This is a genomic window from Flavobacterium johnsoniae (assembly GCF_001879205.1).
GTDB classification, from domain to species: Bacteria; Bacteroidota; Bacteroidia; order Flavobacteriales; family Flavobacteriaceae; genus Flavobacterium; species Flavobacterium johnsoniae_A.
Window position 1 is genome coordinate 26,361 of record NZ_MLFK01000013.1, and the last position, 24,506, is coordinate 50,866.

General features: G+C 33.8%; 22 protein-coding genes. 7 read left to right on the plus strand and 15 right to left on the minus strand.

Translation table 11 applies throughout. The annotated features are described in order from the left end of the window. Window positions 1-54 precede the first annotated feature (54 nt). Window positions 55-1,290 (plus strand): imidazolonepropionase, encoded by a 1,236-nt coding sequence (gene hutI, locus BKM63_RS22110; RefSeq protein WP_071638755.1) that lies wholly within the window; start codon window positions 55-57, stop codon window positions 1,288-1,290. Between the two features lie 118 nt (window positions 1,291-1,408). Here hutI and BKM63_RS22115 read toward each other — a convergent pair whose 3' ends face one another. Next, a complete protein-coding gene (locus tag BKM63_RS22115; RefSeq protein WP_071638756.1) occupies window positions 1,409-2,290 on the minus strand; it encodes a hypothetical protein in 882 nt (293 codons plus the stop codon). 97 nt (window positions 2,291-2,387) lie between these two features. On the opposite strand from BKM63_RS22115, the gene BKM63_RS22120 reads away from it, so the two are divergent. Together BKM63_RS22120 and BKM63_RS22125 are read left to right on the plus strand one after the other, a co-directional pair. Next, the gene (locus tag BKM63_RS22120; protein WP_071638757.1) at window positions 2,388-3,434 is read left to right on the plus strand and encodes a formimidoylglutamase; all 1,047 of its coding nucleotides are present in this window, start codon (window positions 2,388-2,390) and stop codon (window positions 3,432-3,434) included. A gap of 124 nt (window positions 3,435-3,558) precedes the next feature. Beyond that, the gene (locus BKM63_RS22125) at window positions 3,559-4,806 is read left to right on the plus strand and encodes a DEAD/DEAH box helicase (RefSeq protein ID WP_071638758.1); all 1,248 of its coding nucleotides are present in this window, start codon (window positions 3,559-3,561) and stop codon (window positions 4,804-4,806) included. On the opposite strand, the gene BKM63_RS22130 is transcribed toward BKM63_RS22125, so the two are convergent. The 3 genes from BKM63_RS22130 to aroC all read right to left on the minus strand — a co-directional run bounded on the left by BKM63_RS22130 (window position 4,803) and on the right by aroC (window position 9,494). Further along, window positions 4,803-6,932 carry a response regulator gene (locus tag BKM63_RS22130; protein ID WP_242661215.1) on the minus strand — a complete coding sequence of 710 codons (2,130 nt, stop codon included), beginning with the start codon at window positions 6,930-6,932 and terminating at the stop codon, window positions 4,803-4,805. The genes BKM63_RS22125 and BKM63_RS22130 overlap by 4 nt on opposite strands. 171 nt (window positions 6,933-7,103) lie before the next feature. After that, window positions 7,104-8,384: a dicarboxylate/amino acid:cation symporter gene (locus BKM63_RS22135; RefSeq protein ID WP_071638760.1), complete on the minus strand. Its 1,281-nt coding sequence runs from the start codon at window positions 8,382-8,384 to the stop codon at window positions 7,104-7,106. 51 nt (window positions 8,385-8,435) lie between these two features. Beyond that, window positions 8,436-9,494 (minus strand): chorismate synthase, encoded by a 1,059-nt coding sequence (aroC, locus tag BKM63_RS22140; protein WP_071638761.1) that lies wholly within the window; start codon window positions 9,492-9,494, stop codon window positions 8,436-8,438. Window positions 9,495-9,682: 188 nt separating this feature from the next. Between aroC and BKM63_RS22145 the strand changes: the two genes are divergently transcribed. After that, complete coding sequence (locus BKM63_RS22145; protein WP_071638762.1) at window positions 9,683-10,507, plus strand: UDP-2,3-diacylglucosamine diphosphatase; 825 nt, start codon at window positions 9,683-9,685, stop codon at window positions 10,505-10,507. A 158-nt stretch (window positions 10,508-10,665) separates the two neighbouring features. Then, complete coding sequence (locus tag BKM63_RS22150) at window positions 10,666-11,163, plus strand: hypothetical protein (protein ID WP_071638763.1); 498 nt, start codon at window positions 10,666-10,668, stop codon at window positions 11,161-11,163. A 105-nt stretch (window positions 11,164-11,268) separates the two neighbouring features. On the opposite strand, the gene BKM63_RS22155 is transcribed toward BKM63_RS22150, so the two are convergent. From BKM63_RS22155 to BKM63_RS22185, 7 genes are all read right to left on the minus strand, one after another. Next, entirely contained in the window at window positions 11,269-11,694 is a 426-nt protein-coding gene (locus tag BKM63_RS22155; RefSeq protein WP_071638764.1) for a protease complex subunit PrcB family protein, read from the minus strand. A gap of 27 nt (window positions 11,695-11,721) precedes the next feature. Beyond that, a complete protein-coding gene (gene bshA, locus BKM63_RS22160; RefSeq protein ID WP_071638765.1) occupies window positions 11,722-12,858 on the minus strand; it encodes an N-acetyl-alpha-D-glucosaminyl L-malate synthase BshA in 1,137 nt (378 codons plus the stop codon). A 441-nt stretch (window positions 12,859-13,299) separates the two neighbouring features. Continuing rightward, complete coding sequence (locus BKM63_RS22165; RefSeq protein ID WP_071638766.1) at window positions 13,300-13,782, minus strand: ABC transporter ATPase; 483 nt, start codon at window positions 13,780-13,782, stop codon at window positions 13,300-13,302. A gap of 118 nt (window positions 13,783-13,900) precedes the next feature. Next, window positions 13,901-14,692, minus strand: coding sequence for a (Fe-S)-binding protein (locus BKM63_RS22170; RefSeq protein ID WP_071638767.1), 792 nt, complete (start codon window positions 14,690-14,692; stop codon window positions 13,901-13,903). Between the two features lie 131 nt (window positions 14,693-14,823). Then, entirely contained in the window at window positions 14,824-16,161 is a 1,338-nt protein-coding gene (locus BKM63_RS22175; RefSeq protein ID WP_071638768.1) for a (Fe-S)-binding protein, read from the minus strand. 5 nt (window positions 16,162-16,166) lie between these two features. Next, the gene (locus tag BKM63_RS22180) at window positions 16,167-17,132 is read right to left on the minus strand and encodes an MlaD family protein (RefSeq protein WP_071638769.1); all 966 of its coding nucleotides are present in this window, start codon (window positions 17,130-17,132) and stop codon (window positions 16,167-16,169) included. 50 nt (window positions 17,133-17,182) lie between these two features. After that, window positions 17,183-18,298 (minus strand): N-acetylmuramoyl-L-alanine amidase family protein, encoded by a 1,116-nt coding sequence (locus BKM63_RS22185; protein WP_071638984.1) that lies wholly within the window; start codon window positions 18,296-18,298, stop codon window positions 17,183-17,185. Between the two features lie 49 nt (window positions 18,299-18,347). On the opposite strand from BKM63_RS22185, the gene BKM63_RS22190 reads away from it, so the two are divergent. Both BKM63_RS22190 and BKM63_RS22195 read left to right on the plus strand, forming a co-directional pair. After that, entirely contained in the window at window positions 18,348-21,125 is a 2,778-nt protein-coding gene (locus tag BKM63_RS22190) for a putative LPS assembly protein LptD (protein ID WP_083572316.1), read from the plus strand. 25 nt (window positions 21,126-21,150) lie between these two features. Next, window positions 21,151-21,531, plus strand: coding sequence for a Rid family detoxifying hydrolase (locus tag BKM63_RS22195; protein WP_071638770.1), 381 nt, complete (start codon window positions 21,151-21,153; stop codon window positions 21,529-21,531). On the opposite strand, the gene BKM63_RS22200 is transcribed toward BKM63_RS22195, so the two are convergent. The 4 genes from BKM63_RS22200 to gap all read right to left on the minus strand — a co-directional run bounded on the left by BKM63_RS22200 (window position 21,512) and on the right by gap (window position 24,448). Then, window positions 21,512-21,886, minus strand: a complete 375-nt coding sequence (locus BKM63_RS22200; RefSeq protein ID WP_071638986.1) for a methylglyoxal synthase — start codon at window positions 21,884-21,886, stop codon at window positions 21,512-21,514. The two genes, BKM63_RS22195 and BKM63_RS22200, sit on opposite strands and share 20 nt — an antisense overlap. Window positions 21,887-22,085: 199 nt before the next feature. Continuing rightward, window positions 22,086-22,460: a methylglyoxal synthase gene (locus tag BKM63_RS22205; protein WP_071638771.1), complete on the minus strand. Its 375-nt coding sequence runs from the start codon at window positions 22,458-22,460 to the stop codon at window positions 22,086-22,088. An 8-nt stretch (window positions 22,461-22,468) separates the two neighbouring features. Next, window positions 22,469-23,320 carry an N-acetylglucosamine kinase gene (locus BKM63_RS22210; protein ID WP_071638772.1) on the minus strand — a complete coding sequence of 284 codons (852 nt, stop codon included), beginning with the start codon at window positions 23,318-23,320 and terminating at the stop codon, window positions 22,469-22,471. A 123-nt stretch (window positions 23,321-23,443) separates the two neighbouring features. Beyond that, window positions 23,444-24,448 carry a type I glyceraldehyde-3-phosphate dehydrogenase gene (gap, locus tag BKM63_RS22215; protein ID WP_071638773.1) on the minus strand — a complete coding sequence of 335 codons (1,005 nt, stop codon included), beginning with the start codon at window positions 24,446-24,448 and terminating at the stop codon, window positions 23,444-23,446. Between the last annotated feature and the right edge of the window lie 58 nt (window positions 24,449-24,506).

Consider the following 24,506-nt stretch of genomic DNA (forward strand, 5'->3'; position numbering starts at 1 on the left):
CACAGATTAGTTCGTGATAATTTGTGAAATTTGTCTTTTATAACAATCCCAAAAATGACAACATTAATAAAAAACATACAAGAGCTGCTTCAGGTTCGTGAAACTTCAATCGCTAAAGTTTCAGGAGCTGAAATGGCGGAACTTCCTACCATCAAAAATGCTTTCTTACTTATAAAAGATAATCTTATTGCTGATTTTGGCCCAATGGAAAATCTTCCTGAAATTAACGCCGATAAGATTATAGATGCCACAGGAAAAGTTGTCCTTCCTTCTTGGTGCGACAGTCATACGCATATTGTATATGCAGGAAATCGCGAACAGGAATTTGTAGACCGCATTAACGGATTTACATACGAACAAATCGCTAATAGAGGCGGCGGTATTCTAAATTCGGCTAAAAAATTAAACGAAACCTCAGAAGAAGAAATTTATGAGCAGTCAAAAATTCGTTTAGAAGAAGTAATGCATTTAGGAACCGGAGCTGTCGAAATAAAATCTGGTTACGGATTAACGATCGAAGGTGAATTGAAAATGCTTAGTGTAATTAAAAAACTGGCTGAAAATTATCCAATTTCAATAAAAGCTACCTTCTTGGGGGCTCATGCTTTTCCAACGCATTACAAAGAAAACAAAGAAGGATATATTGACGAAATCATTAACCAAATGCTTCCGGAAATTGCCCAAAATAAACTGGCAGATTATGTTGATGTTTTCTGCGAAAGCGGTTATTTTTCTGTTGAAGAAACCGAAAAAATCATGCAGGCCGGAATTGATTTTGGCTTAAAGCCAAAAATTCATGTCAATCAATTTAATTCTATTGGCGGTATTCAGGCCGGAATTAAATATAAGGCACTTTCTGTCGATCATCTAGAAGTTATGAACCCGGAAGATATTGAAGCTTTAAAAGGCACCGAAACGATGCCGGTCGCATTACCTTCGTGTTCGTATTTTTTAAGCATACCTTACACACCGGCGCGCGAAATGATTAAAGCGGGTTTACCTTTGGCCCTGGCAACAGATTTTAATCCCGGTTCTACTCCATCAGGAAACATGAACTTTGTTGTTGCAACAGCATGTATCAAAATGAAAATGACTCCCGAAGAAGCCATAAATGCGGCAACAATAAACGGCGCTTATGCAATGGGACTTTCAGAAACCCACGGAAGCATCACAAAAGGCAAAAAAGCCAATTTAATCCTGACAAAACCTATTTCATCTTATTACCAGATTCCTTATGCCTTTGGGAGCAATTTAATTGAAAATGTTTTTGTTGAAGGCCAAATTATATAAGAGGACATAATTGAATACAAGGCTGGAATTTTAAACAGCAAAAGAGATATAAAAAGAAAAAAGGTCTGCAAATAAATCTGCAGACCTTTTTTATGTGGTATTTATTTTGCGAGATAGATTATCTCAAGCTGAAACTTGTTTTAGAAACTAATTCATCATTATCAAAAACATTGATAAAATAAGTTCCTTTAGCAAAATCTTTTCCAGGAAGATCTTCTGTAACATTTACTGTTTTGTTTTCATACTTCACAGTTGTTTTAAAACTGTATGTTAAAGTATTATCTCCAAAACTCTCTGTTTTTTTCTCGCCTAAAACGTTATTTTTTGCATCAATAACTTGTACATAATACGTTTTATCTCCAGATTTTGCAATTTGGTTTTCAGCAATAGTAAAACTTACTTTTAAGACATCGGCACGACTTGCTTTGTCTGTTTCAATTTGTTTTCCAGAGCTTTTCAATTTATAAGCTGAAGTTTTAGTGTTCAAAACAGATAATTTAGCACCTTTTTCAACTGTTTTTGCAAGCTCTTCATTTTGTCCTACAAGTACTTCATTGTATTTTTTAGATTCTCCTAATACAGTAATTGTACTATCTCTTTGAACTGTTAAAACACCATTTTGTTTTTTCAATTCGTCATTCTCAGCAACCAAAGTTTTCATTTTACCCTGCATTGCCTGAACTTGAGATCTGTATTTAGAAACATCACCTTTAGATTTATTTAAATCATCCATTAAAGCGACAACTTTATCTCTTTCCTGAATTAATTCATCAGACATTGAAGTATTTTCAGCAATTGCAGCATCATAAGTTGCTTTTAATTCCTGAAGATCTTTCATAACAGATTCTTTTTCTGTCATTGTAGTTGTAAGTTCTGTCTTAACTACATCAGTATCAGAAGATAATTTAAAAATATACACTAAGCTACCAATCAGTAGGACTGCTAAAACCGCTATAACCGCTTTTAGACTTGAATTGTTGTTGTTCTTTGGGTTTTCCATATTTAATAATTTTCTTTAAAAACAAATTTAAGAATTAATATATCTTAATAACGTAAGTTGTTACAATTATATTATTTTTGGAAAATAAATTTTTTTCATGGAGAAATTGATTCCTTTTACTGTCAATGATTTGGCAAAAGTCACAAATCATCGTAGTGGTGAAATAAAATTCGGAGAAAAAATGATTGTCCTTCCAAAAGGAGTTGACAAAATCAAGTTTTTGCAAGAATCAGAGGCAAAATACGTCCTTTTAGGAATACCAGAAGATATTGGTGTACGCGCCAATTACGGAAGACCTGGTGCGGCATCGGCCTGGGAAAATGCTATTAAAAGTATTGCCAACATTCAGCACAATCGTTTTTCTAAAGGAAGCCAGATTATTGTTTTAGGACAATTAGATGTGGCTCAGGAAATGCGTGATGTCGAAAATTTAGATTTTAACGATATCGACGATCGTTCAAAATTAAGTCAGTTAGTCGAAAAAATAGACAAAGAAGTTTCTCATATTATTTTCAAGATAATAAAAGCCGGAAAAACACCAATTATTATTGGCGGCGGTCATAATAATGCTTACGGTAACATTAAAGGTTCTGCTTTAGCCAAAGGAAAACCAATCAATGCTATTAATTTTGATGCCCATTCTGATTTTAGAATTCTGGAAGGACGACACAGCGGTAATGGCTTTTCGTATGCTTATGAAGAAGGATTTTTAAAGAAATATTTCATTTTTGGTCTTCACGAAAACTATACTTCCAAAAGTGTATTAGATATTATTAAAAAACTTGAAGACCGCGTTCGTTACAATACGTACGACAGTGTTAATATTCGAAAAGAAAAAGATTTTAGCAGAGAAATGGCACTTGCACTCGAATTTATAAAAACAGATTCATTTGGAATTGAAATTGATTTGGATGCTATTCCTAATATTGCCAGCAGTGCTATGACAATAAGCGGCTTTTCGGTAGAAGAATTAAGACAGTTTATTTCGTTTTTTGGACAGCACAAAAACGCGGCCTATTTACATATCTGCGAAGGCGCACCAGATTTAGCCGATTCTCCAAACAATAATTTAATTGGAAAATTAATTGGCTACCTGGTAACCGATTTTATAAAAGCCAACAACGAAAAAGAGAAATTACACTGAAGTTCAACTGGCTTAAAACCACACATTTTCCAAATAATACAAGATTCAAATAAACGATTGACCGAATAAACCTATCTTTGCACAGAATTTAGTACTTAAAACTAAAATTCTTAATTAGTAAGATATGTTATTCGAAGATTTATCACTTTCAAAAAGTATACAAAAGGCCGTATTTGAAGAAGGCTACCTAAACCCCACTCCCATTCAGGAAAAATCTATTCCGATTGTATTAGCCGGACGAGATTTGATTGGCTGTGCGCAAACCGGTACCGGAAAAACTGCGGCATTTGCAATTCCAATTATACACCAGCTGCACCGAATTGTAGGCTCATCAAAAAAAGCAAAACAAATTCGTGCTCTTATTGTAACTCCTACACGTGAATTGGCGGTTCAAATAGGTCAAAGTTTTGACACCTATTCTAAATACACCAATTTAACACAATTAACGATTTTTGGAGGAGTTTCTCAAAATCCGCAGGTTGATGCACTAAAAAATGGTGTCGATGTTTTGGTTGCAACACCAGGCCGATTGTTAGATTTACAAAAACAAGGTTTTCTGGATTTAAATCATTTACACACTTTAGTTTTAGATGAAGCCGATCAGATGCTGGATATGGGTTTTATAAACGATGTAAAAAAGATTGTAAAGCTTACTCCTAAAAACAGACAAACTTTATTGTTCTCTGCCACCATGCCGTTAGCGATTCGCGAATTGGCTGAAATGTTTCTGCAGGATCCGGAAAAAGTAGAAGTTTCTCCGGTTTCATCAACTGCAGAAAATGTAGAACAGCGTATTTATTTTGTTGACAAAACAGAAAAAAGAAATTTACTGTATCATTTAATTAAAAATGAGAATTTATCAAATGTGCTTGTTTTTTCGAGAACCAAACACGGCGCTGATAATGTAGTAAAAGCACTTCGAAAAAAAGATATTCCGGCTGAAGCAATTCACGGAGATAAATCTCAAAATGCAAGACAACGTGTTTTGGATGCGTTTAAAAATAAGGAAGTCGGCGTACTGGTAGCTACAGATATTGCAGCAAGAGGAATTGACATTGATCAATTACCGTATGTAATCAATTTTGATTTACCAAATATACCGGAAACCTACGTACACCGTATAGGCCGTACTGGACGTGCAGGAAATGGAGGAATTGCAATTTCTTTTTGCGGTAAAGATGAAGAACCTTACTGGAAAGACATTAAGAAATTGATAAAAGTTGATGTAAAAATTATTACAGATCATCCTTATCCATGGCACGCAGGAAGTCCGGAAGCTGGCGAAAAACCTAAAAATTCAAACAGAAGCGGCGGTGCTCACAAATCGAGAAAATCGAGTGCTTCAAAACAAAATAAAAAACGCTGGTATTAACCGGCGTTTTTTGCTTCTGTAATTAAGTAATTTAAAATTTTAAATAATTTTACCGGTTCAAACGGTTTTACAATAATATCATTCATTCCGGATGAAATTGCTTCATCAGTAATTTCATCTTTATCAAAAGCGGTCAGAGCCACGATTGGGGTTTTTATACCCAATAAACGAATCCTTTTTGTTGTTTCAAATCCATTCATTAATGGCATGTTAATATCCATTAAAATGAGATCAAAACCTTCTTTTTCTAATATTGCCAAAGCTCCAAAACCGTCATCGACAACTTTACAGATAAAATTGTTTTTTTCAATGATTTTTTTGGTCACTAACTGATTAATCAAATTATCTTCGACAATAAGAATTTTATAAATTTCGCTGGATGTTAAATCTACTTCGATATCTTCAATAATTTTTTGTGTTTTTAATGGATCATGCTCAAACGGAATAACAAATGAAAATGAAGTTCCGGCGCCAAGATCACTTTCCAGGGTAATTGTACTCCCAAAAAGCCCCAATAATCTTTTTACAATACTAAGTCCCAAACCAGTTCCCTGATAATCTTCATCTTTTCTTCCTACCTGAACAAATTTTTCAAATATTTTATTCTGATCTACTGCTGCAATTCCTACCCCGTTATCTTTAATTAAAAAATCGAGATAATAAAACTTCCCTTCTATCCTGTCTAATTTTACGATAATTTCAACTTCTCCGTCTTTGGTAAATTTTAATGCATTACTAACCAGGTTCATTAAAATCTGTGCCAGACGCAGTTTATCACCAATTAAATATTCCGGAATATATTCATCTATTTCAACGCTTATTTTATTGTTATTCTTTTGAGATAAAAAAGAAAGTGAGTTTTTAATCATTGAAATTTCATCAGAAATATTAAATGTTAGATTTTCAAGCACCACTTTATTCTCTTCAATCTTATTAATCTGCAATATATCATTAACCAGTGAAAGCAAATATCTGGCCGAAAATTTCAAAGCACTTAAATGCTGGCTCTGTGATAATTCTTTATGTTCTTCGAGAAGCATGTTTGTTATTCCTACCACACCATAGAGCGGCGTACGCAATTCGTGGCTTATAGTCGAAATAAATTGTGTTTTGAGCACTGAGGCTTCCTCTGCGATTTCTTTTGCCTGTAAAAGCTCTAAATTGTGTTTCTTCTTAAATCCTATATTCTTAATCAGTGTTACAATCAAGAAAAGCAGAATAAAAGAGATGAGAATAAACAATATAACGATAATTCGGGATTTTTTAAGACTTTGAGACTGAGAGGTTTTCTCGTTTTCAATTTTATCAATTTGCCTTTTGTATTCGTCTAGTTCTAAATTAAAACCAGCAATTGAAGCTTTTTTTAGTTTTTCCTGATTATAAAGTTCTTCGGTAATTTCATTAAACAAGACAAGATGTTTATATGCCTCCTTATAATTCTTTATTTTGGTCAAGAATTTTGAATACTCCAAATGTGCATAGGACAAATCTGATTGTTCATCACTGTTCTTTCCGGCTGCAATTGCTTTTAAAAAATAAGAATTTGCAGCATCATCAGCATCAATAAAGTTAGCATACATGCCATTTAGCATATAAACAATAATTTCTGTAGATTCATCGCCGTACTTTTCGATATTATTACCCACAAATTTTAGGTATGGATATCCTTCTCTAAACCTTCCAATATCAAAATATGCCCAGGCAATATTTACATTGGTAAAATAAACCTGACTGATATCGTTTGTTTTTAAGCTGTATGCAATTGATTTTTTGTAATAATTAATTCCTTTATCGAATTGTTTTTTCTCAAAACAATAAATGTTGCCAATATTATTATTAAGGCTGTATTTTAGAGAATCATTATTGGTTTTGTTGGCGTAGTACAACCCTTTGTTGTAAAAGAAAATTGCTTTATCAAACTCAGAAAGTTCATTATAATTGCCGGCAATAACTTTGTAGGATTTTGCTATTAAAACATTATTCTTGGCCGCTGTAGCGTAATTTAATGCAACACGTGAAGTAATGAGCGATTTCTCGAAATTAGAATCTTTAAAATCGTTCCAGGCTTGTTTAACAAGTTTATTAATCCGTGACTCCGAAACTGGTTCAGATTGACCGACAGCCAAATTGCTGAAACAATTCAGAAAGAGTAATACAAATAAAAAAATCCGTATGTGGGGCATCAATCGGCTAGTTTTATCAAATATACACTTAAAAATAAAAAAAAGCTGTATTTCCTATAAAAATACAGCTTTTCTTTTCCAGCTATTCTGTTCTTGCTTTTCTTACAAAAGCAATTAATTTTCCAGTACGGTATCAGAATCGTCATTTCCTTCCCATTTTCCAACAACCGAAGTTGCCAGTGCGTTTCCAAGTACATTTGTTGCACTTCTAAACATATCACAGAAATGATCAATTGGCAAAATCAAGGCAATACCTTCAACCGGAATTTTAAACATTCCGCAGGTAGCAGCCACAATAACCAAACTCGCTCTGGGCACACCCGCAATACCTTTACTGGTTAACATTAAAACCAAAAGCATAGCCATTTGTGTCCCTAAATCCAGATGTACTCCATAAAACTGAGCAATAAAAATACTGGCAAAAGTCATGTACATCATACTTCCGTCCAGATTAAACGAATATCCAAGAGGCAGCATAAATGCTACAATTTTATCTTTTACTCCAAAATCCTCTAATTCTTCTGTCAATTTAGGAAAAACAGCCTCACTGCTTGTCGTTCCAAAAGCAATTGCTAACGGCCCTACAATGCGTCTTAATAATTCTGTCATTCTTCCTTTTAAGAAAATATAACCTACCACTATCAAAACAACCCATAACGTACTAATTCCGACTAAAAATGACCCGAAAAATTTAAAATAGGTAATAATTAATTCTTCTGCATCTCTAATAGCAAATACTCCTGCAATAGCACCAAAAACTCCAATTGGAGCAAAGTTCATTACATAGTTTACCATTTTTAAAACAATATGCGAAGCTTTATCAAATGCATTTATAATTGGTTTTACCGTACTTCCTAATGAAGCAGCTGCTAGTCCAAAAAAGATAGAGAATATTACAATTTGTAAAATTTCATTAGTTGCCAGTGACTCAAAAATACTTTTAGGAACAATATGTTCCACAAAATTTTCAACAGATAATATTTTTGTTTTAGCCGTAACTTCAGTAGCCGCAGCCATATCTACGTGATCTAATTTTAAACCAACTCCTGGTTTTAAAACATTCACAAAGAATAATCCAATTAATAAGGATATAAAAGAAGCGGTAAAAAACCAGCCAAGCGCTTTTCCGCCAACTCTTCCAACGGTTTTTATATCGCCTAATTTGGCAATTCCCACTACTAAAGTGGTAAAAACCAAAGGAGCAATAATCATTTGCACTAATCTGATAAAGATTGTGGCAAGCATTTTTATTTTATTACTAAATGATACTGCCGCTTCTTGGGAAATTGAATTGTGAATAATAATTCCCAAAGCTGCTCCAAGCACCATCGCAATAATAATCTGCCCGGTTAATCCTGAAAAAAACGATTTCTTTTTGTTTTCTGTAACTTGCATTAATTTACTTTTTGATTATTAAAATATAAGACCCTCACTGTCTTACTTTTTTTAATATGTTTTGTTGATCAAATAAAAATCAGCCAAAACAATTGCCGCCATCGCCTCAACGATTGGCACTGCACGAGGCACAACACACGGATCATGACGCCCTTTTCCGGTCATTGGTGTTATGTTTCCTTTATTATCAAGAGAGTCCTGAGTCTGCATGATAGTCGCAACAGGTTTAAAAGCTACTCTAAAATAAATATCCATTCCGTTGCTTATTCCTCCCTGGATTCCTCCTGAAAGATTTGTTTTTGTAGTTCCGTCCGGATTATATAAATCGTTATGCTCACTTCCTTTCATTTCAGAACCAGAGAAACCGCTTCCGTACTCAAAACCTTTTACAGCATTAATAGAAAGCATTGCTTTTCCTAATTCGGCATGCAATTTATCAAAAACAGGTTCGCCTAAACCAACCGGAACATTTTGAATAACACATGAAACCACGCCGCCAACAGTATCTCCCTGTTTGCGAATATCACGAATATATTCTTCCATAATCGCTGCCGACTTCTCATCTGGACAACGCACGGGATTGCTTTCTATTTTAGAAAAATCTAAATCCTGATAAGGCGTATCTAAATGAATTGGCCCAACAGAAGACACATAAGCATTAATTTTAATTTCAGGAAGCATTTGTTTTGCAATCGCCCCTGCTACTACTCTGCTTGCTGTTTCGCGTGCAGAACTTCTTCCGCCGCCACGATAATCACGAAAACCATATTTTTGATCATACACATAATCGGCATGACTTGGTCTGTAATTATCTTTTATATGAGAGTAATCGTCTGATTTTTGATTGGTATTCGGAATAATAAAACCAATAGGGGTCCCTGTAGTTTTACCTTCAAATATTCCAGATAAGAACTGAACGCTGTCTGGTTCTTTTCTTTGTGTTACTATTGCCGACTGTCCCGGTTTTCTGCGAGACATTTCAACTTCAATTGCTTCTAAATCAAGTTCTATCCCTGATGGACAACCGTCTATAATACCGCCTAAAGCTTCACCATGAGATTCTCCAAATGTGGTAACTTTATATAGGGTGCCGTAGCTATTTCCTGCCATTGTAATTAGTTTTGAGCAAATGTAAGTTTTATGAATTAAATTAAAAAATTAAAAATTGGTAATATTAATTAAAGATTAAACAGTTTAAAAATCACAATTTATTAAAATTGACCTCAAATTAGTAACCTTTTGATAAAACAAATCCAGTTAGATATTCATTCATTTGTAGAACTTCAAAATAAGAAAAATTGAAAAAACGAAATGTCGAATTGGTCATTATCTCTGATGTCCATTTGGGAACTTACGGAAGTCACGCAAAAGAGCTAAACAACTATCTATCAACCATTAAACCCAAAACCTTAGTCTTAAATGGCGATATAATTGATGCCTGGCAGTTTAGAAAATCTTACTTTCCAAAAGCACATTTAAGGGTTATCCAGCGTATAATCGGGATGGCTTCAAAAGGGACAAAAGTGTATTACATCACTGGAAATCACGATGAAATTCTTCGAAAATTCAGCGATATGAATATGGGGAATTTTTCACTGGTTGATAAATTAGTTTTAGAATTAGATGACAAAAAAGCCTGGATTTTTCACGGAGATGTTTTTGATGCCTCTGTACAACATTCTAAATGGATTGCAAAACTGGGCGGTTTAGGTTATGATTATTTAATTCTCACAAATCGTTTTGCAAATTGGTGTTTAGCAAAATTAGGACGTGAACCGTATTCTTTTTCTAAAAAAATAAAAGCCAGTGTAAAAAAAGCGGTGAAATTTATCTCCGATTTCGAAACTACCGCCACTGACCTGGCAATCGAAAAAAACTACGATTATGTAATATGCGGTCATATACACGAACCTAAAATACTGACTAAAGAAAACAAATACGGATCTACATTATATTTAAATTCAGGAGATTGGGTCGAAAACTTAACAGCACTCGAATACCATAAAAAACGCTGGAAATTATATTCGTACACGCATACCCATTTTACTGAAGAAGAAAATCTGTTTGAAATGGAAGACATTTTAACATCTCAGATGCTGTCTAATATTATTCTTAAGAAATAACTAAAAAATCAGCGTTTAAAGTACCTGCAGCCGTTTTTGTTAACTTTTGGATGCTTCGAAAATTCAAAAAATGTGAATTATATAACAATTTCTAAAAATATTATACGTTCTTCATAAACAAGGAAATCTAAATTTGACAAAAATTAATTAACCATTTTATGAAGAAGATCATATTATCTGCCATTATGCTTTTTGGATTAGCATTTACGGCTCAATCTCAAGAAATTTCAAAAAACGCTTTAGGGATACGTTTAGGAGACAATAACGGATTTGGAGGAGAGGTATCCTACCAGTTAGGATTAAACCAAAAAAACAGACTTGAATTTGATTTAGGCTGGAGAAATAGCAGCGATGTAGATGCTATAAAAGGAGTTGCTCTTTACCAATGGGTTTGGAACATCGACGGCGGATTTAACTGGTATGCAGGTGTTGGGGGTGGTTTAGCCGCTTGGGATCACGATTATTACAACAATAATTATCGATATAACGACAGCGGAACTTACGTTTTTGCAGCCGGAGATATTGGTATCGAATACAGATTTTCAGAAGTGCCAATCACACTGTCATTAGATGCAAGACCTGAAATTGGTTCTGGATACTATGATGATGACAATTTTGGATTTGACGTTGGTTTAGGCGTTAAATTCCGATTCTAAATAAAAATAAAAAATAATTGTAAGAAGAAACCTGTCGTTTTAATATCGACAGGTTTTTTTTTATCTTAACTGAAAAAAATGTGTCAAGTTTGAACTACACTGTAATTATTTAATAATAATCTCTTTTTTAGAATGTACTTTCACTACAGTATAGGGATATGAAATCACCTGAAGCAGCATAGCGTCAGGAGCTGGAGCTTTTTCCTTAATAGTGATAATGATATTTTTATCTGTTTCTTCAACATTTTCAATACCTATAGAATAACCGCTGGTGTTTTTCTCACCCATATTCAAAATCACATAATTCGAATTATTAATATCAGCCTGTTTCATTTTATCAGCCAAAAGCGGATCATTTTCAAGCATTTTAATTTCGTTAGGCTCTGTCAGGATTTCAAAAAATTTAATATTACCGCCGCCAGTAGACTGTTCTGTAAGAACTTCATACAAGGCAGGATTTGAACTTGTTGCTTTTTTTGTTGCACAAGAAGTCAAAACAAAAATTACCAAAACCGAAATTACTTTTTTCATTACGTTTAATTTTTAAAATTAATGTTTCTATTCTTTATAATCGTCAATTGCTTTTTGATACAAAGCTTCATATTTAGGCAGAATATTTTTAATATCAAATTTCCTGGCAACTTCTAATGCATTTGCTTTGAATTCATTCAAGGTCGCATCGTCTTTTAAGATTTTAATAGCATTTGCCGCCATTTCATCTACATTTCCAACATTACTCAAATATCCTGAGATACCATCAAAGTTAACCTCCGGCAAACCGCCCGAGTTACTTGATATTACCGGAACACCGCAGGCCATGGCTTCTAATGCGGCCAAACCAAAACTTTCTGTTTCTGATGGAAGTAAAAACAAATCCGTCATGCATAAAATCTTATCAATTTCGTTGCTGTTCCCAAAGAAAATTACTTTATCGTAAATTCCCAGTTCCATACATAAAACCTCCGCTTTTTCTTTTTCAGGACCATCACCCACCATCATTAATTTTGCAGGCATTTCTTTCTGAATATTATAGAAAATTTTAATAATATCCGGAATACGTTTTACCTTTCTAAAGTTACTGATGTGCGTAATAATACGTTCATTTTCCTTTGCCATAACATAACGGTGGCAAGGTGCACCAGGGTCTTTAATGACTTTATCCAATTCAATAAAATTCGGGATTACCTTGATTTTATTCTTGATTTTAAACAACTTCAAAGTATCATCTTTCAAACTCTGTGACACAGAAGTCACATAATCTGATTTATTGATACTAAACGTTACCGCAGGTTTATAAAACGGATGATTCCCAACCAGAGTAATATCAGTTCCGTGAAGCGTTGTAATCATCGGAAGATTAATTCCTTCATTCTTCAGCATTTGCTTTGCCATATAGCCCGCATAAGCATGCGGAATAGCATAATGCACATGAAGCACTTCAATTTTATACAATTTCACCATATCAACCAATTTGCTTGACAAAGCCAATTCGTACGGCTGATAATGGAATAAAGGATATTCAGGAACGTTTACTTCGTGATAATGAACATTAGGATTCAAAAGTGCCAGTCTAACCGGCTGACTGTAAGTTATAAAATGTATTTCGTGTCCGCGTCTGGCTAATTCAAGGCCTAGTTCTGTAGCAACTACACCACTACCGCCAAAAGTTGGATAACAAACTATTGCTATTTTCATGTATTAAATTTAATAACTACGAAAGTACTCAAAAATCAGGTTTAATTAAGTATTTCAATTGTTAGATTTTTGTGAATCTTAGATTTGCCAGATTATTAGATTGTTAGAATTTTCAATTATTATGCTCTGTACCCTCCTGAGCGAAATCAAAGAAAAAATCATCGTAACTTACAATCTTATAATTTTTCAATTCTATTTTTAAGAAGCAGAAAATTAATTTTCATAAGAAACACCCGTCCCGCTGTCCGCTAAATCTTTTGCTCCGCCCCCGAAGTTTCGGGACCTGCACAAAAGGATATCGCTTCCATCGGGGCTAGATTAGAAGTTACTATTTTCATAAGAACTTCATCATCAGTCATTCCGAGGAACAAGAAGTATCTAAACAAAAAAAAAGGCACAAAATCTAAATTTCGTGCCTTATATATAGTAATAAATTTTCTCTTAGAAAAATCTGCTGTGCCAGCTGTCGGCAGCAGGAACTTCCCAGGATTCATTGAATTCTTCGATATTGTTTACCAAATTATTAAAAACAATAGTATTCTCAGAAACTGATTTATCCTTTACCATTTTCTTGAAATCAATTAATGGTTTATGTGCGATATGTTCGCCATTTTTAAAAGTAACGTTCATTTTATCCAATAGATCAACGTTATACTTCTTTTCTAAACTTTGAATAAATTCTACTGAACTATCAATTGAACAGCCTGTTGCAGCCTGTACTTCCTGATTTACAGCTAATATTATAAAACGATTGTATTTTAGCAAAAATGACGCCTCAAGACTTGTTCCGTGTGCGGCCCATTCTTCTACAAAAGCTTTTAAATCGGTTTCGATTTCAGAAAATTCTTCCTCAGAAAATTTTCTGTTCGACTGGTAAATCCAAACTCTTGATTCACCCGGTAAATTTTCAAAAGGTATATACATTTTTAATTTTAGATTTTAGATTGTTGATTTAGATTTGCTGAAAGTGTCAGGTTTCAGGTTTCAGGTTTCAGCTAAAAACTCAGCACCATAGTATCTTAGAACCTTAGCACCTTTTTTTTTACAAATCCTGTGCGTTTGCAATTAACTCAGCAACGTCCATTACTTTTACCTCACCCTCTTTATGCGCATGTTTAATTCCGTCTGTTAACATCGTATTACAGAACGGACAACCCGCAGCGATAATATCCGGTTTTACTTCTAAAGCATCTTCTGTACGAAGAACGTTTACTTCTTTGTTTCCAGGTTCAGCATCTTTAAACATTTGTGCTCCACCTGCTCCACAACATAATCCGTTTGCTTTAGAGCGTTTCATTTCGACTAATTCAACGTCTAACTTCTGAATTAAATCTCTTGGTGCTTCATAAACTTTATTGGCTCTTCCTAAATAGCAAGGATCATGAAAAGTAATTTTTTTTCCTTTAAACTGTCCGCCTTCAACCGTAAGTCTTCCGTCATCAATTAATGATTTCAGGAATTCCGTATGATGAATAACTTCATAATTACCTCCCAATTCAGGGTATTCATTCTTTAGCGTATTAAAACAATGCGGGCAAGCTGTAACAATTTTTTTTGCCTCATATGCATTCAAAACCTCAATATTCATCATGGCCTGCATTTGAAACAAAAACTCATTTCCAGCTCTTTTTGCAGGATCACCAGTACAGCTTTCTTCTGTACCCAATACTGCAAAAGAAACATTAGTACGATTTAAAATACGCACAAATGCCTTAGTAATTTTTTTTGCTCTATCATCAAAACTTCCTGCGCAACCTACCCAAAACAAAACTTCTGGTTGTTTTCCTTCGGCCAGCATTTCTGCCATTGTTGGTACTACTAAACTTTCTGACATCTTATTCTGTTGTTAAATCGGTTAATCGTTCATTTGTTTAATCACTTTATAAGTGAAGAACAAAAAACAAAAACCGAAATTATTTTAAAATCGATTAACGGTTAAACAACTAACCGATTAAACAATAAATCTTAATTTTCGTTTTTCCAATTCAATCGGTCCTGCTGGCTGTACTGCCATGGAGCACCATTATTCTCGATATTTGTCATCATAGCATTTAATGACATTGGCGCAGCACTCTGCTCCATCACTAAATAACGACGCATATCCATAATAATAGACAAAGGACTAATATTTACCGGACATTCCTCAACACAGGCATTACATGAAGTACAAGCCCACAATTCTTCCGGCGTAATGTAATCATTTAATAATGTTTTATTATCAGGAACAAAAACACCTTTGTTAGCATCAATATTTTTTCCAACTTCCTGGAGACGGTCTCTTGTATCCATCATGATCTTACGTGGAGACAATTTTTTACCGGTTTGGTTCGCTGGACAAGAAGATGTACAACGACCACATTCTGTACAAGTATAAGCGTTTAAAAGCTGTACCCAGTTTAAATCCTGAACATCACTTGCACCAAATTTGCTTGGAGCAGCATTTTCATCAACCGGAGCAGCAGCAAACGGATCAGCATTTGGATCCATCATTAACTTAACTTCTTTTGTTACCGAAGCCAGATTATCAAACTGACCTTCCGGATTTAAATTAGCAAAATAGGTATTTGGGAAAGCTAACAGAATATGTAAATGCTTTGAGAAATACAGATAGTTCATAAAAACCAAAATACCTGCAATATGAAGCCACCAAAAAGCTTCAAATAAAATCATAACCAATTCGTTGGACATTCCATTAAACATTGGTGCAATAAACTGGCTTACTGGAAAACTTCCAGCTTTATGAAAATGAGAGAAACCTCCGGGTACATTTTGCAAATGCAAGTCAGAAGCATTCATTAACAAGAACAAAATCATTAAAACGGTTTCAAAATACAAAATGTAATTGGCATCACTTTTAGGAAATCCGTTTAGATCCGGGTTTATAAAACGCTTTAACTTAATCACATTTCTTCTGATCCAGAAAACGGTAACAGCAAAAATGACAAGTATTGCCAAAATTTCAAATGAAGCAATTAAAACATCATAAACCCCACCTAAGTAAGGCGCAAATATTCTATGAGTTCCAAATAACCCATCTATAATAATTTCGAGTAATTCGATATTAATAATGATAAAACCCACATAAACAAAAATATGAAGTATTCCGGCAACAGGGCGTCTCACCATTTTTGACTGCCCAAGCGCAATCAATGCCATGTTTTTCCAGCGTGCTTTAGAATTATCCTTTCGATTTACATCTACTCCCAAGTTTATGTTTCGGATGATTTTTTTTACGCTCGCTGCAAAAAAACCGAAACCAACTATAAGAAGTATGGCGAACAAAATATTATCTAAATAACTCATTACAATTATTTTTTATCAGTTGAATTAGCATCTTCTGCCGGAGCTACGTAAGGTTTGTTTTTCTTTCCAAAAAGAGAAACATTTACGTAACGTGTTGGGTACAAACGAACATCCTGCAGCAACAATTCAAGTTCTTTTGAAGTTTTAGACAGGTTATTATAAAGAGCATCATCATTTAATAATTTACCTGCTGTTCCTTTTCCGGAATTTAAATTAGCCATAATAGCATCTACTTTTGCTAAAGTCTGGTTTAGGTTACGTACTGTTTTTCCTAAATCTGCTTTGTTTAAAGAATCTGATATTTTGTTGAAATTGCTTGACATTTTATTAAAGTTTGTCACCACTCCGTTTATCTGGCCTTTGTTTGTATCCAGAATATTATTAAGACTTCCTGAAGCTCTATGAAACTGCTCCATTGTCTGGCTCAGTTCGGCTAAAGTTTTCTTTAAATCCTGTTGTGTTTTTTGATCTAAAACATTGTTTAATCCAGTAACCAGATTATCAATATTTAAGAGCATTTTATCCAATTTTTGTGTAATTGGTTCGATTTTGCCTCCCAAAGACTCTGTTAATCCTAACTTAACATCTGACTGAAGTGTCTGTCCGTCTTCGGCAAGATCTTTATCTGCTAAATTTGGAATAATAGCAATCTGCTTTCCTCCAATTAAACTGGCAGAATACAAAGATGCTTTACTTGTTTTAGAAATAGGAAAATCCGTTTTTAGCTGCAGTTCAACTAATAATTTTCCTGTATTTTCATTAATAGTAATTTTATTTACTTTACCAACAACAAGACCGTTAATGGTAACTGGTGCTGACTGTGCCAGTTCTTCAACATTATCATATTCAACATAAAATGTTTTATAATTTGTAAAAAGATCTTTGCCTTTTAAAAAACTGTAGCCCCAAATAAATAGTAAAATTGACGCGATGACTAAAATAGCCGTTTTAATTTCTCTTGTTAGTTTCAAAATTCTAGTGTTTGTTACAAAATTAATATAAATATTCGAACTTGTGACTATTATTTAATTGCGTCCTGAATACTGATTTTTTCTCCATCTCTATTTGCGATCAAAAAGGCGGCGCCATATCCTTTATCCTTAGCTTCTTCCAGATATTTTTTGGCAGTTTCATAATTAGAAGTTTCCTGATAGAAATATTTATAAATATTGTTTTCGTATATCATTGTCACATTTTTTAAACCTTTAAAGTTTTTAGGTTCCAAAGGTGTTTTCTTAATACTTGCTATTAATTGTACTTTAAAAAAAGTTCCTTTTTGAACGGGTTTAGCAGGAGCTGCTGTCACTTTGGGCTGTGTTGAAGTATCTTTTACAGGCTTTGCCTCCATTGCTTCTGAAGTTCCAGAACCAAAATACTCTCTTTTATAACTCAAAATTGCTTCCGCAATAGCTTTTGCCACATCATCCTGTCCTTCTTCTGAATTTAAAATATTCCCTTCGGTTGGATTAGAAATAAAACCTGTTTCAACCAAAACCCTAGGCATATAAGCTTTATGAAGCACCATAAACGGGGCTTGCTTTACACCTCCCTGTCTGATTTTTTTTCCTAGTTTTTCAAAGTTGTCTTCAATTTTACTGGCAAGTGAAATACTATTATCTAAATATTCTTCCTGCATCAAAGTCATTCCAATCATAGATTCCGGCGAATTTGGATCAAAACCTTCGTACTTGCGCTTATAATCTTTTTCTAAAGTAATTACCGAGTTCTCTTTTTTTGCAGCTTCAAGATTCGATGCTACTTTACTTAAACCCATTACATAAGTTTCGGTTCCGTCTGCGGCGGTGTTTTTGTTGGCATTACAGTGAATAGAAACAAAAATATTTGAATTGGCTCTGTTAGCAATATTAGCTCTTTCGACCAAGTCGATAAAGACATCGGTTTTACGCGTATAAATTACATTAACGTTTGGACTACTTTCTAAAATTTTACCAACTTTTAACACAATAGCCAAAGCAATATTTTTTTCAATCCGGCCGCTATATACCGCGCCAAAGTCATGATCTCCATGTCCGGCATCAAGTGTTACTTTAAAAACATTTGATTGACTATAAGCACAAAAAGACAGTATTGTTAGAAAAAAAGTAAATATTACTTTAATTTTATGTAATCTATTCATAAATTCAAAAGTTAATTTTAATAAAATGCAGCTGTTATAATTTTTACAATTGATTATTTTTGCCAAAAAATTATATGTAAGTTTGACATGTCAAAAAACAAGCCATAATTTTACAAAAATAGTATTTAAACCTTTGCATACAAACTTATTTAATATCGTTTTAATATCATTTTTCCTGACTATAGGATGTGGTAAATCATATTCGCAAGAGATAAAACCCAAAAAAAAATCTTTACCTGCTGTAAAACAAACAGATAAACCATCAGTTAAGCCAAATGCTTCTACTGTTGCAGCCCCTGTTGCTCCAGCAGTTACTGTTGATACTGTAAAAATTGACAGCATTAAACCTAAAAAGGCTTTTCTCGATGCCCCTACAAAATACAAAGCTAAAGATTACGCAAAATACGATAAGAAAAATAAAACTCTTACTTTATATAATGAAGCCGAATTATATTATAAAGATGTAGAGCTGAAATCTGGTATCATTATTTTGAACCTTGATAAAGATGAAGTTTACGCAGGAAGAATTAAAGATTCTGCGGGCGTTTTGGTACAATATCCAAACTTCAAACAAGGCTCAAATGAAGTACAGCCAGATTCTATTCGTTTTAATTTTAAAACAAAAAAGGCATTAATTTATAATTCAAGAACCAAACAAGGAGAATTAAACATTAAAGCAGCGATTACAAAAAAAGAAAACGATTCTGTTTACTTTTTAAAAGGAGCACGTATTACAACTGCAGAAGATATTGATAATCCGGAATACTACTTTCAAACCAGCAGAATTAAATTTGTTCCGGGAAAAAAGATTGTTGCCGGTTTAACGCAAATGGTAATTGCTGATGTTCCAACTCCGCTGGCACTTCCTTATGGATTTTTCCCGCTGAGTAAAGAAAAAAGTGTTTCGGGAATTATTATTCCAAGTTACAATGATTCAAATACAAGAGGTTTCTCTTTGCAAAATGGAGGATATTACTTTGCTTTAAGTGATAATTATGACCTGACTGTTTTGGGAGATTATTATACCAATGGAAGTTATGCCATGAGGTTTGAATCTGCTTATGCAAAAAGATACAAATACCGAGGCAATGTCAACATACGTTTTGAAAACCTGATAAACAGCGAAAGAGGTTATCCGGATTACTCAAAACAAAACATTTATAACATTCAGTGGTCGCATTCAAAAGACACTAAATCGAACCCAAATTCAACTTTTTCTGCCTCAGTAAACATGGGGAGCAGTAAATACTTTCAGAGATCGATTAATCAGGCCAATATTGGTTCGAATTTAAATAATACATTAAGTTCTTCCATTTCCTATAACAAAACTTTCAATACGATTCCGGGATCACGTATATCGCTTTCGGCAACGCATCAACAAAATACGCAAACGGAAGAAATTTTGATGACGCTTCCAAATTTCCAAGGAAGTATTGATCGTATATATCCGTTTGTTGGAGAAAATGGAATTAAAAAAGGTTTCTTTAAAAATATCAACTTACAATATAATGTAACTGGTAAAAATAATTTTAAAACAACCGATTCATTATTTTTCAAACCTCAAATGTTTAGAGATGCTCAGATTGGTATGCAGCACAGCATCCCTATTAGTACCAATTTTAAAATATTTAAATATTTTAGTGCAGGTGCATCGACTAATTATCAGGAAACCTGGGTTACCAAAACTATTGATAAAAATTATGACCCAAGCAAAGGTGAAGTTTCAAATACAACTGTAAATGGTTTCGATTCTTATAGAACTTACAATTTCAGCACCAATTTAGGAACTACAATTTACGGTACATTTAATTTTGGAGCCGATAAAAAAATTCAGGCTATTCGTCACGTTATGAGACCAAGCATAACGTATGCATACACACCAAGTTTCGACAGATATTATGATCATTATACTGTTGATGCTGCAGGAAGAATTTCGACAGACGAATATACAAGGTTCGAAAATGGTATTTATGGCGCTCCTGGAAGAGAAAACTCTAATATTGTAGGCTTCTCATTAAGCAACACTTTTGAAGCAAAAGTAAGAGACAGCGACAGTACAAAAACAGAACCTAAAAAAGTAATGCTGCTGAACAATTTAAACTTCAGTACAAGTTACAACTTCAACGCAAACGGAAAAGAAACTTTAGCATGGCAGCCTGTGGTAGTAAGTGGTGGAACGCAGTTTTTTGACAATAAAATGAATGTTAACTTTGGAGCCGTTTTAAATCCTTATGCAATAGATAATGCGGGAAATGTAATGAATGTTTACAACATAGACAACGGCGGTAGTTTGTTTAGAATGACGAGTGCCAACCTTACTATGAATTACTCATTCTCCAATAAAGGAACCGGGAAAGAAAAAAATACCCAAAGCCAGCGGAACGGAGGTCGAAGTGATGACTTATTTGGAACCAATACCGACTTAAATGATACTCGAAACAGCCAGTTTGCAAATGAAAAAGACGACGGAGAAAATGTAATTACTGAATTTTTCAGCTCAAAATTACCTTGGGATATGACGATGGCATACTCTTTAACATATACAAACGTAAACAGAGAAAACAAAATTAGCGGAAACTCTATTATGATTTCTGCCAATATGGATATTACGCCAAAATGGAAAGGCGGAATTTCTACTGGTTACGATTTTGTACAAAAGGGCGTTACCTTTACGCAATTTCGTTTTGAGAGAGATTTATTAAGCTGGAGAATGGCATTTAACTGGCAGCCTATGGGAACCAATTCAAACTGGAACTTCTTCATTGGTATTAAATCTGGTATGCTGAGTGATATTAAATGGAATAAACGAAGCACTTCAAATCGATAACTTATCGACTTAAAATAATTTTATTATGAAAAAAATAATCTTTACAGAAAAGGCTCCAGCTCCTATTGGTCCTTACAATCAGGCAGTATTATCAGGCAATACACTTTACGCTTCCGGGCAGATCGCTATAAATCCGGCATCGGGCGAACTTATTATTGATAATATAAATAACGAAACAACTCAAGTAATGGAAAATATCGCTGCCATTCTTGAAGCAGCAGATATGACTTTTGAAAATGTAGTAAAAGCTACTATTTTCATTATGGATATGAACAACTTTGGCGCAATAAACACCATTTACGGCTCTTATTTTGACGAAAAAACCGCTCCAGCTCGTGAAACGGTACAAGTGGCGTGCCTGCCAAAAAATGTAAATGTTGAAATATCTATAATTGCTGTGAAATAGCATCTACTAATAGTTGTGCCGTTGCTTCATTTGTTGCCAGCGGCACATTATGAACATCGCAAATTCTAACAAGCATACTAATATCAACGCCGTGTGCATGACTTGCAAGCGGATCTTTAAAAAAGATTACTACCTTAATTTTACTTTCTGCTACTCTCGCTGCTATCTGAGCATCACCTCCCATAGAACAAGGCAATAATTTAACTACTTTAAAACCTGAATGTTCTGCATTTCGCCCTAATAGCCCTGTCGCAACAAGTTTCACTCTCTCATTTTCTAAAATGATTCGGTTTTTAATTAAAAACTGAACCATATCGGCTTTTTTATTATCATGAGCAATAATCGCTATTTCAATGATTTTTTTCATGAATTTATAATAAAATTATTACCAAATTTAAATAAAAAAAGATAATTCTCACATTAAAATCATCAAAATCAAGCAATTGTAATCAAAACAATAAATTCAAATCTGTAAAAAAAATTTAAATTTACTGCATAAAAAAACCGCGGCATTTAATACAGCGGTTTTACTTTTATATCAAAAGAAAATATTTCTATAATTGCAATGCGATAGCATTTAGCAGTAATTGTGCAGAAGCTTCATTTGTCGCCAAAGGAACATTATGAACATCACAAACACGAATTAACATATTTATATCGACTTCATGGGCATGACTTGCCAGCGGATCTTTAAAAAAGAAAACCATTTTAGTTTTTCCTTCTGCTACCCTTGCCGCAATTTGTGCATCACCTCCCATTGGTCCGGAAAGCATTCTTCGTACTTTAAAACCAGCATTAACCGCTTTACTTCCGGTAGTTCCTGTTGCGATAAGTTTAATTTTTTCTAAAATAAGCAAAGTCTTGTTTTTATTTAAAAACTGAACCATATCTGCTTTCTTCCCGTCGTGTGCTATTATAGCTATTTCCATAAAATTAATTATTGATTAGCAACATGGTACGCAATCAACCCATCAATAGGTCTTCTTAATACATTTCCTAATTTAAGCTCGTATTTATCAAAAGTTTCCTGTAATTCATCTTTCAAATAAAATGCAATAGAACCCACAAAATGTACCGGAACTTCCTTACAGTTATCAAACTGTTTGATATAGTTTTTAACGAAAGACTTCATTCCTTTGAAAATGATTTTTCTACAGAATTCCGTGTCTTTATGTTTAATTAAAAACTTTGCAAAAGTGGCCAGATAAGCATTTGGGTTTGGCTCTTTATATAATTTGTTTTTAATAAAATCAGGATCAACGTCGTACTCTTTTTCAAGTTCAACTGCCAATTCTTTAGGCATTTTATTAAAATAATATTTTCTGATTAATTCTTTTCCAAAAACATTTCCGCTGCAATCATCCATTACAATGTAACCTAATGATTGAACTTTTTGGTGCAGTACTTTTCCATCAAAATAACTGCAGTTTGACCCAGTTCCTAAGATAGATACAATTGCTTCTTCACCTTTTGGAGTTGTAGCATAAACAGCCGCATAAGTATCTTCCTGAACATCCACGATAGCGTTCGTAAAATACTCCTGAAAGATTTGTTTAAGAGACTCTTTCATTCTGTCTGTTCCACAGCCTGCTCCATAAAAGAACAAATGTGTTGCATTTTTTTTATTTTGTAAAATATCAAAACGGTCATTCAATCTTGTTACAATTTCCGGGCCGTCCAGAATTTCAGGATTTAATCCTAATGTTTGTGTGGTGAATAATACTTTTCCATTATCATCAATTGCAATCCAATCGGCTTTAGTAGATCCACTATCAACTATTAATTTCATTTTATTTTAGTTTTTGGATTAGTTTTTCCTCAATAAGTGTATTTTTTACATTAATTAAAGACATAACAAAATAAGAAAATCCCGTTATTTGGTGATAACGGGATTTTGCAAAAATATATAATATTATTTTAAACCTGCGATATGAACAGATAAATCAATCAATTTGCTTGAATATCCGTACTCATTATCATACCAAGATACTAATTTGAAGAAAGTTGAATTTAAACCAATTCCTGCACCAGCATCAATGATTGAAGTTCTTTTATCAGAAATAAAATCTTGAGAAACAACTGCATCTTCAGTATATCCTAAGATACCTTTCATTTCATTTTCAGAAGCTTTTTTCAATACAGCTAAGATTTCTTCGTAAGTAGTTTCTTTAGCCACTTTCACAGTTAAATCTACTACAGAAACGTCAGCAGTAGGAACACGGAAAGACATTCCAGTTAATTTTCCATTCAAAGAAGGGATTACTTTTCCAACTGCTTTTGCAGCACCTGTTGAAGAAGGAATGATGTTTATTGCAGCTGCACGACCACCTCTCCAGTCTTTTCTAGAAGGTCCGTCAGCAGTCATTTGAGTTGAAGTAGTTGCGTGAACAGTTGTCATTAAACCTTCAACAATTTCGAAATTATCGTGAATTACTTTAGCTAATGGAGCTAAACAGTTTGTAGTACAAGATGCGTTAGAAACTACTAAATCAGAAGCTTTTGCAGTTTCGTGGTTAACTCCCATTACAAACATTGGAGCATCTGCAGATGGAGCAGAAATAATAACTTTCTTAGCGCCTCCTTTTAAGTGCTCGCTTGCAGTTTCGATAGTTGTGAAGATACCAGTACATTCTGCTACAACATCAACATCAACTTCATTCCATTTTAAGTCAGCTGGATTTCTTTCTGCAGTAATACGGATGTTTCTTCCATTTACATAAAGTTTTCCTTCTTTAACTTCTACAGTTCCGTTGAAACGACCGTGAACTGAATCATATTTTAATAAGTAAGCTAAGTGATCTACATCTAATAAATCGTTGATTGCTACCACTTCTACATTATCTCTGTTGAAAGACTCTCTAAAAACGATTCTTCCGATACGTCCAAATCCGTTTATTCCTAATTTTACTTTTGACATTTTACTAAATTTTTGCTTTTGTTTTTATTATACTAATTCAAAGTCTAATTTCCTCACA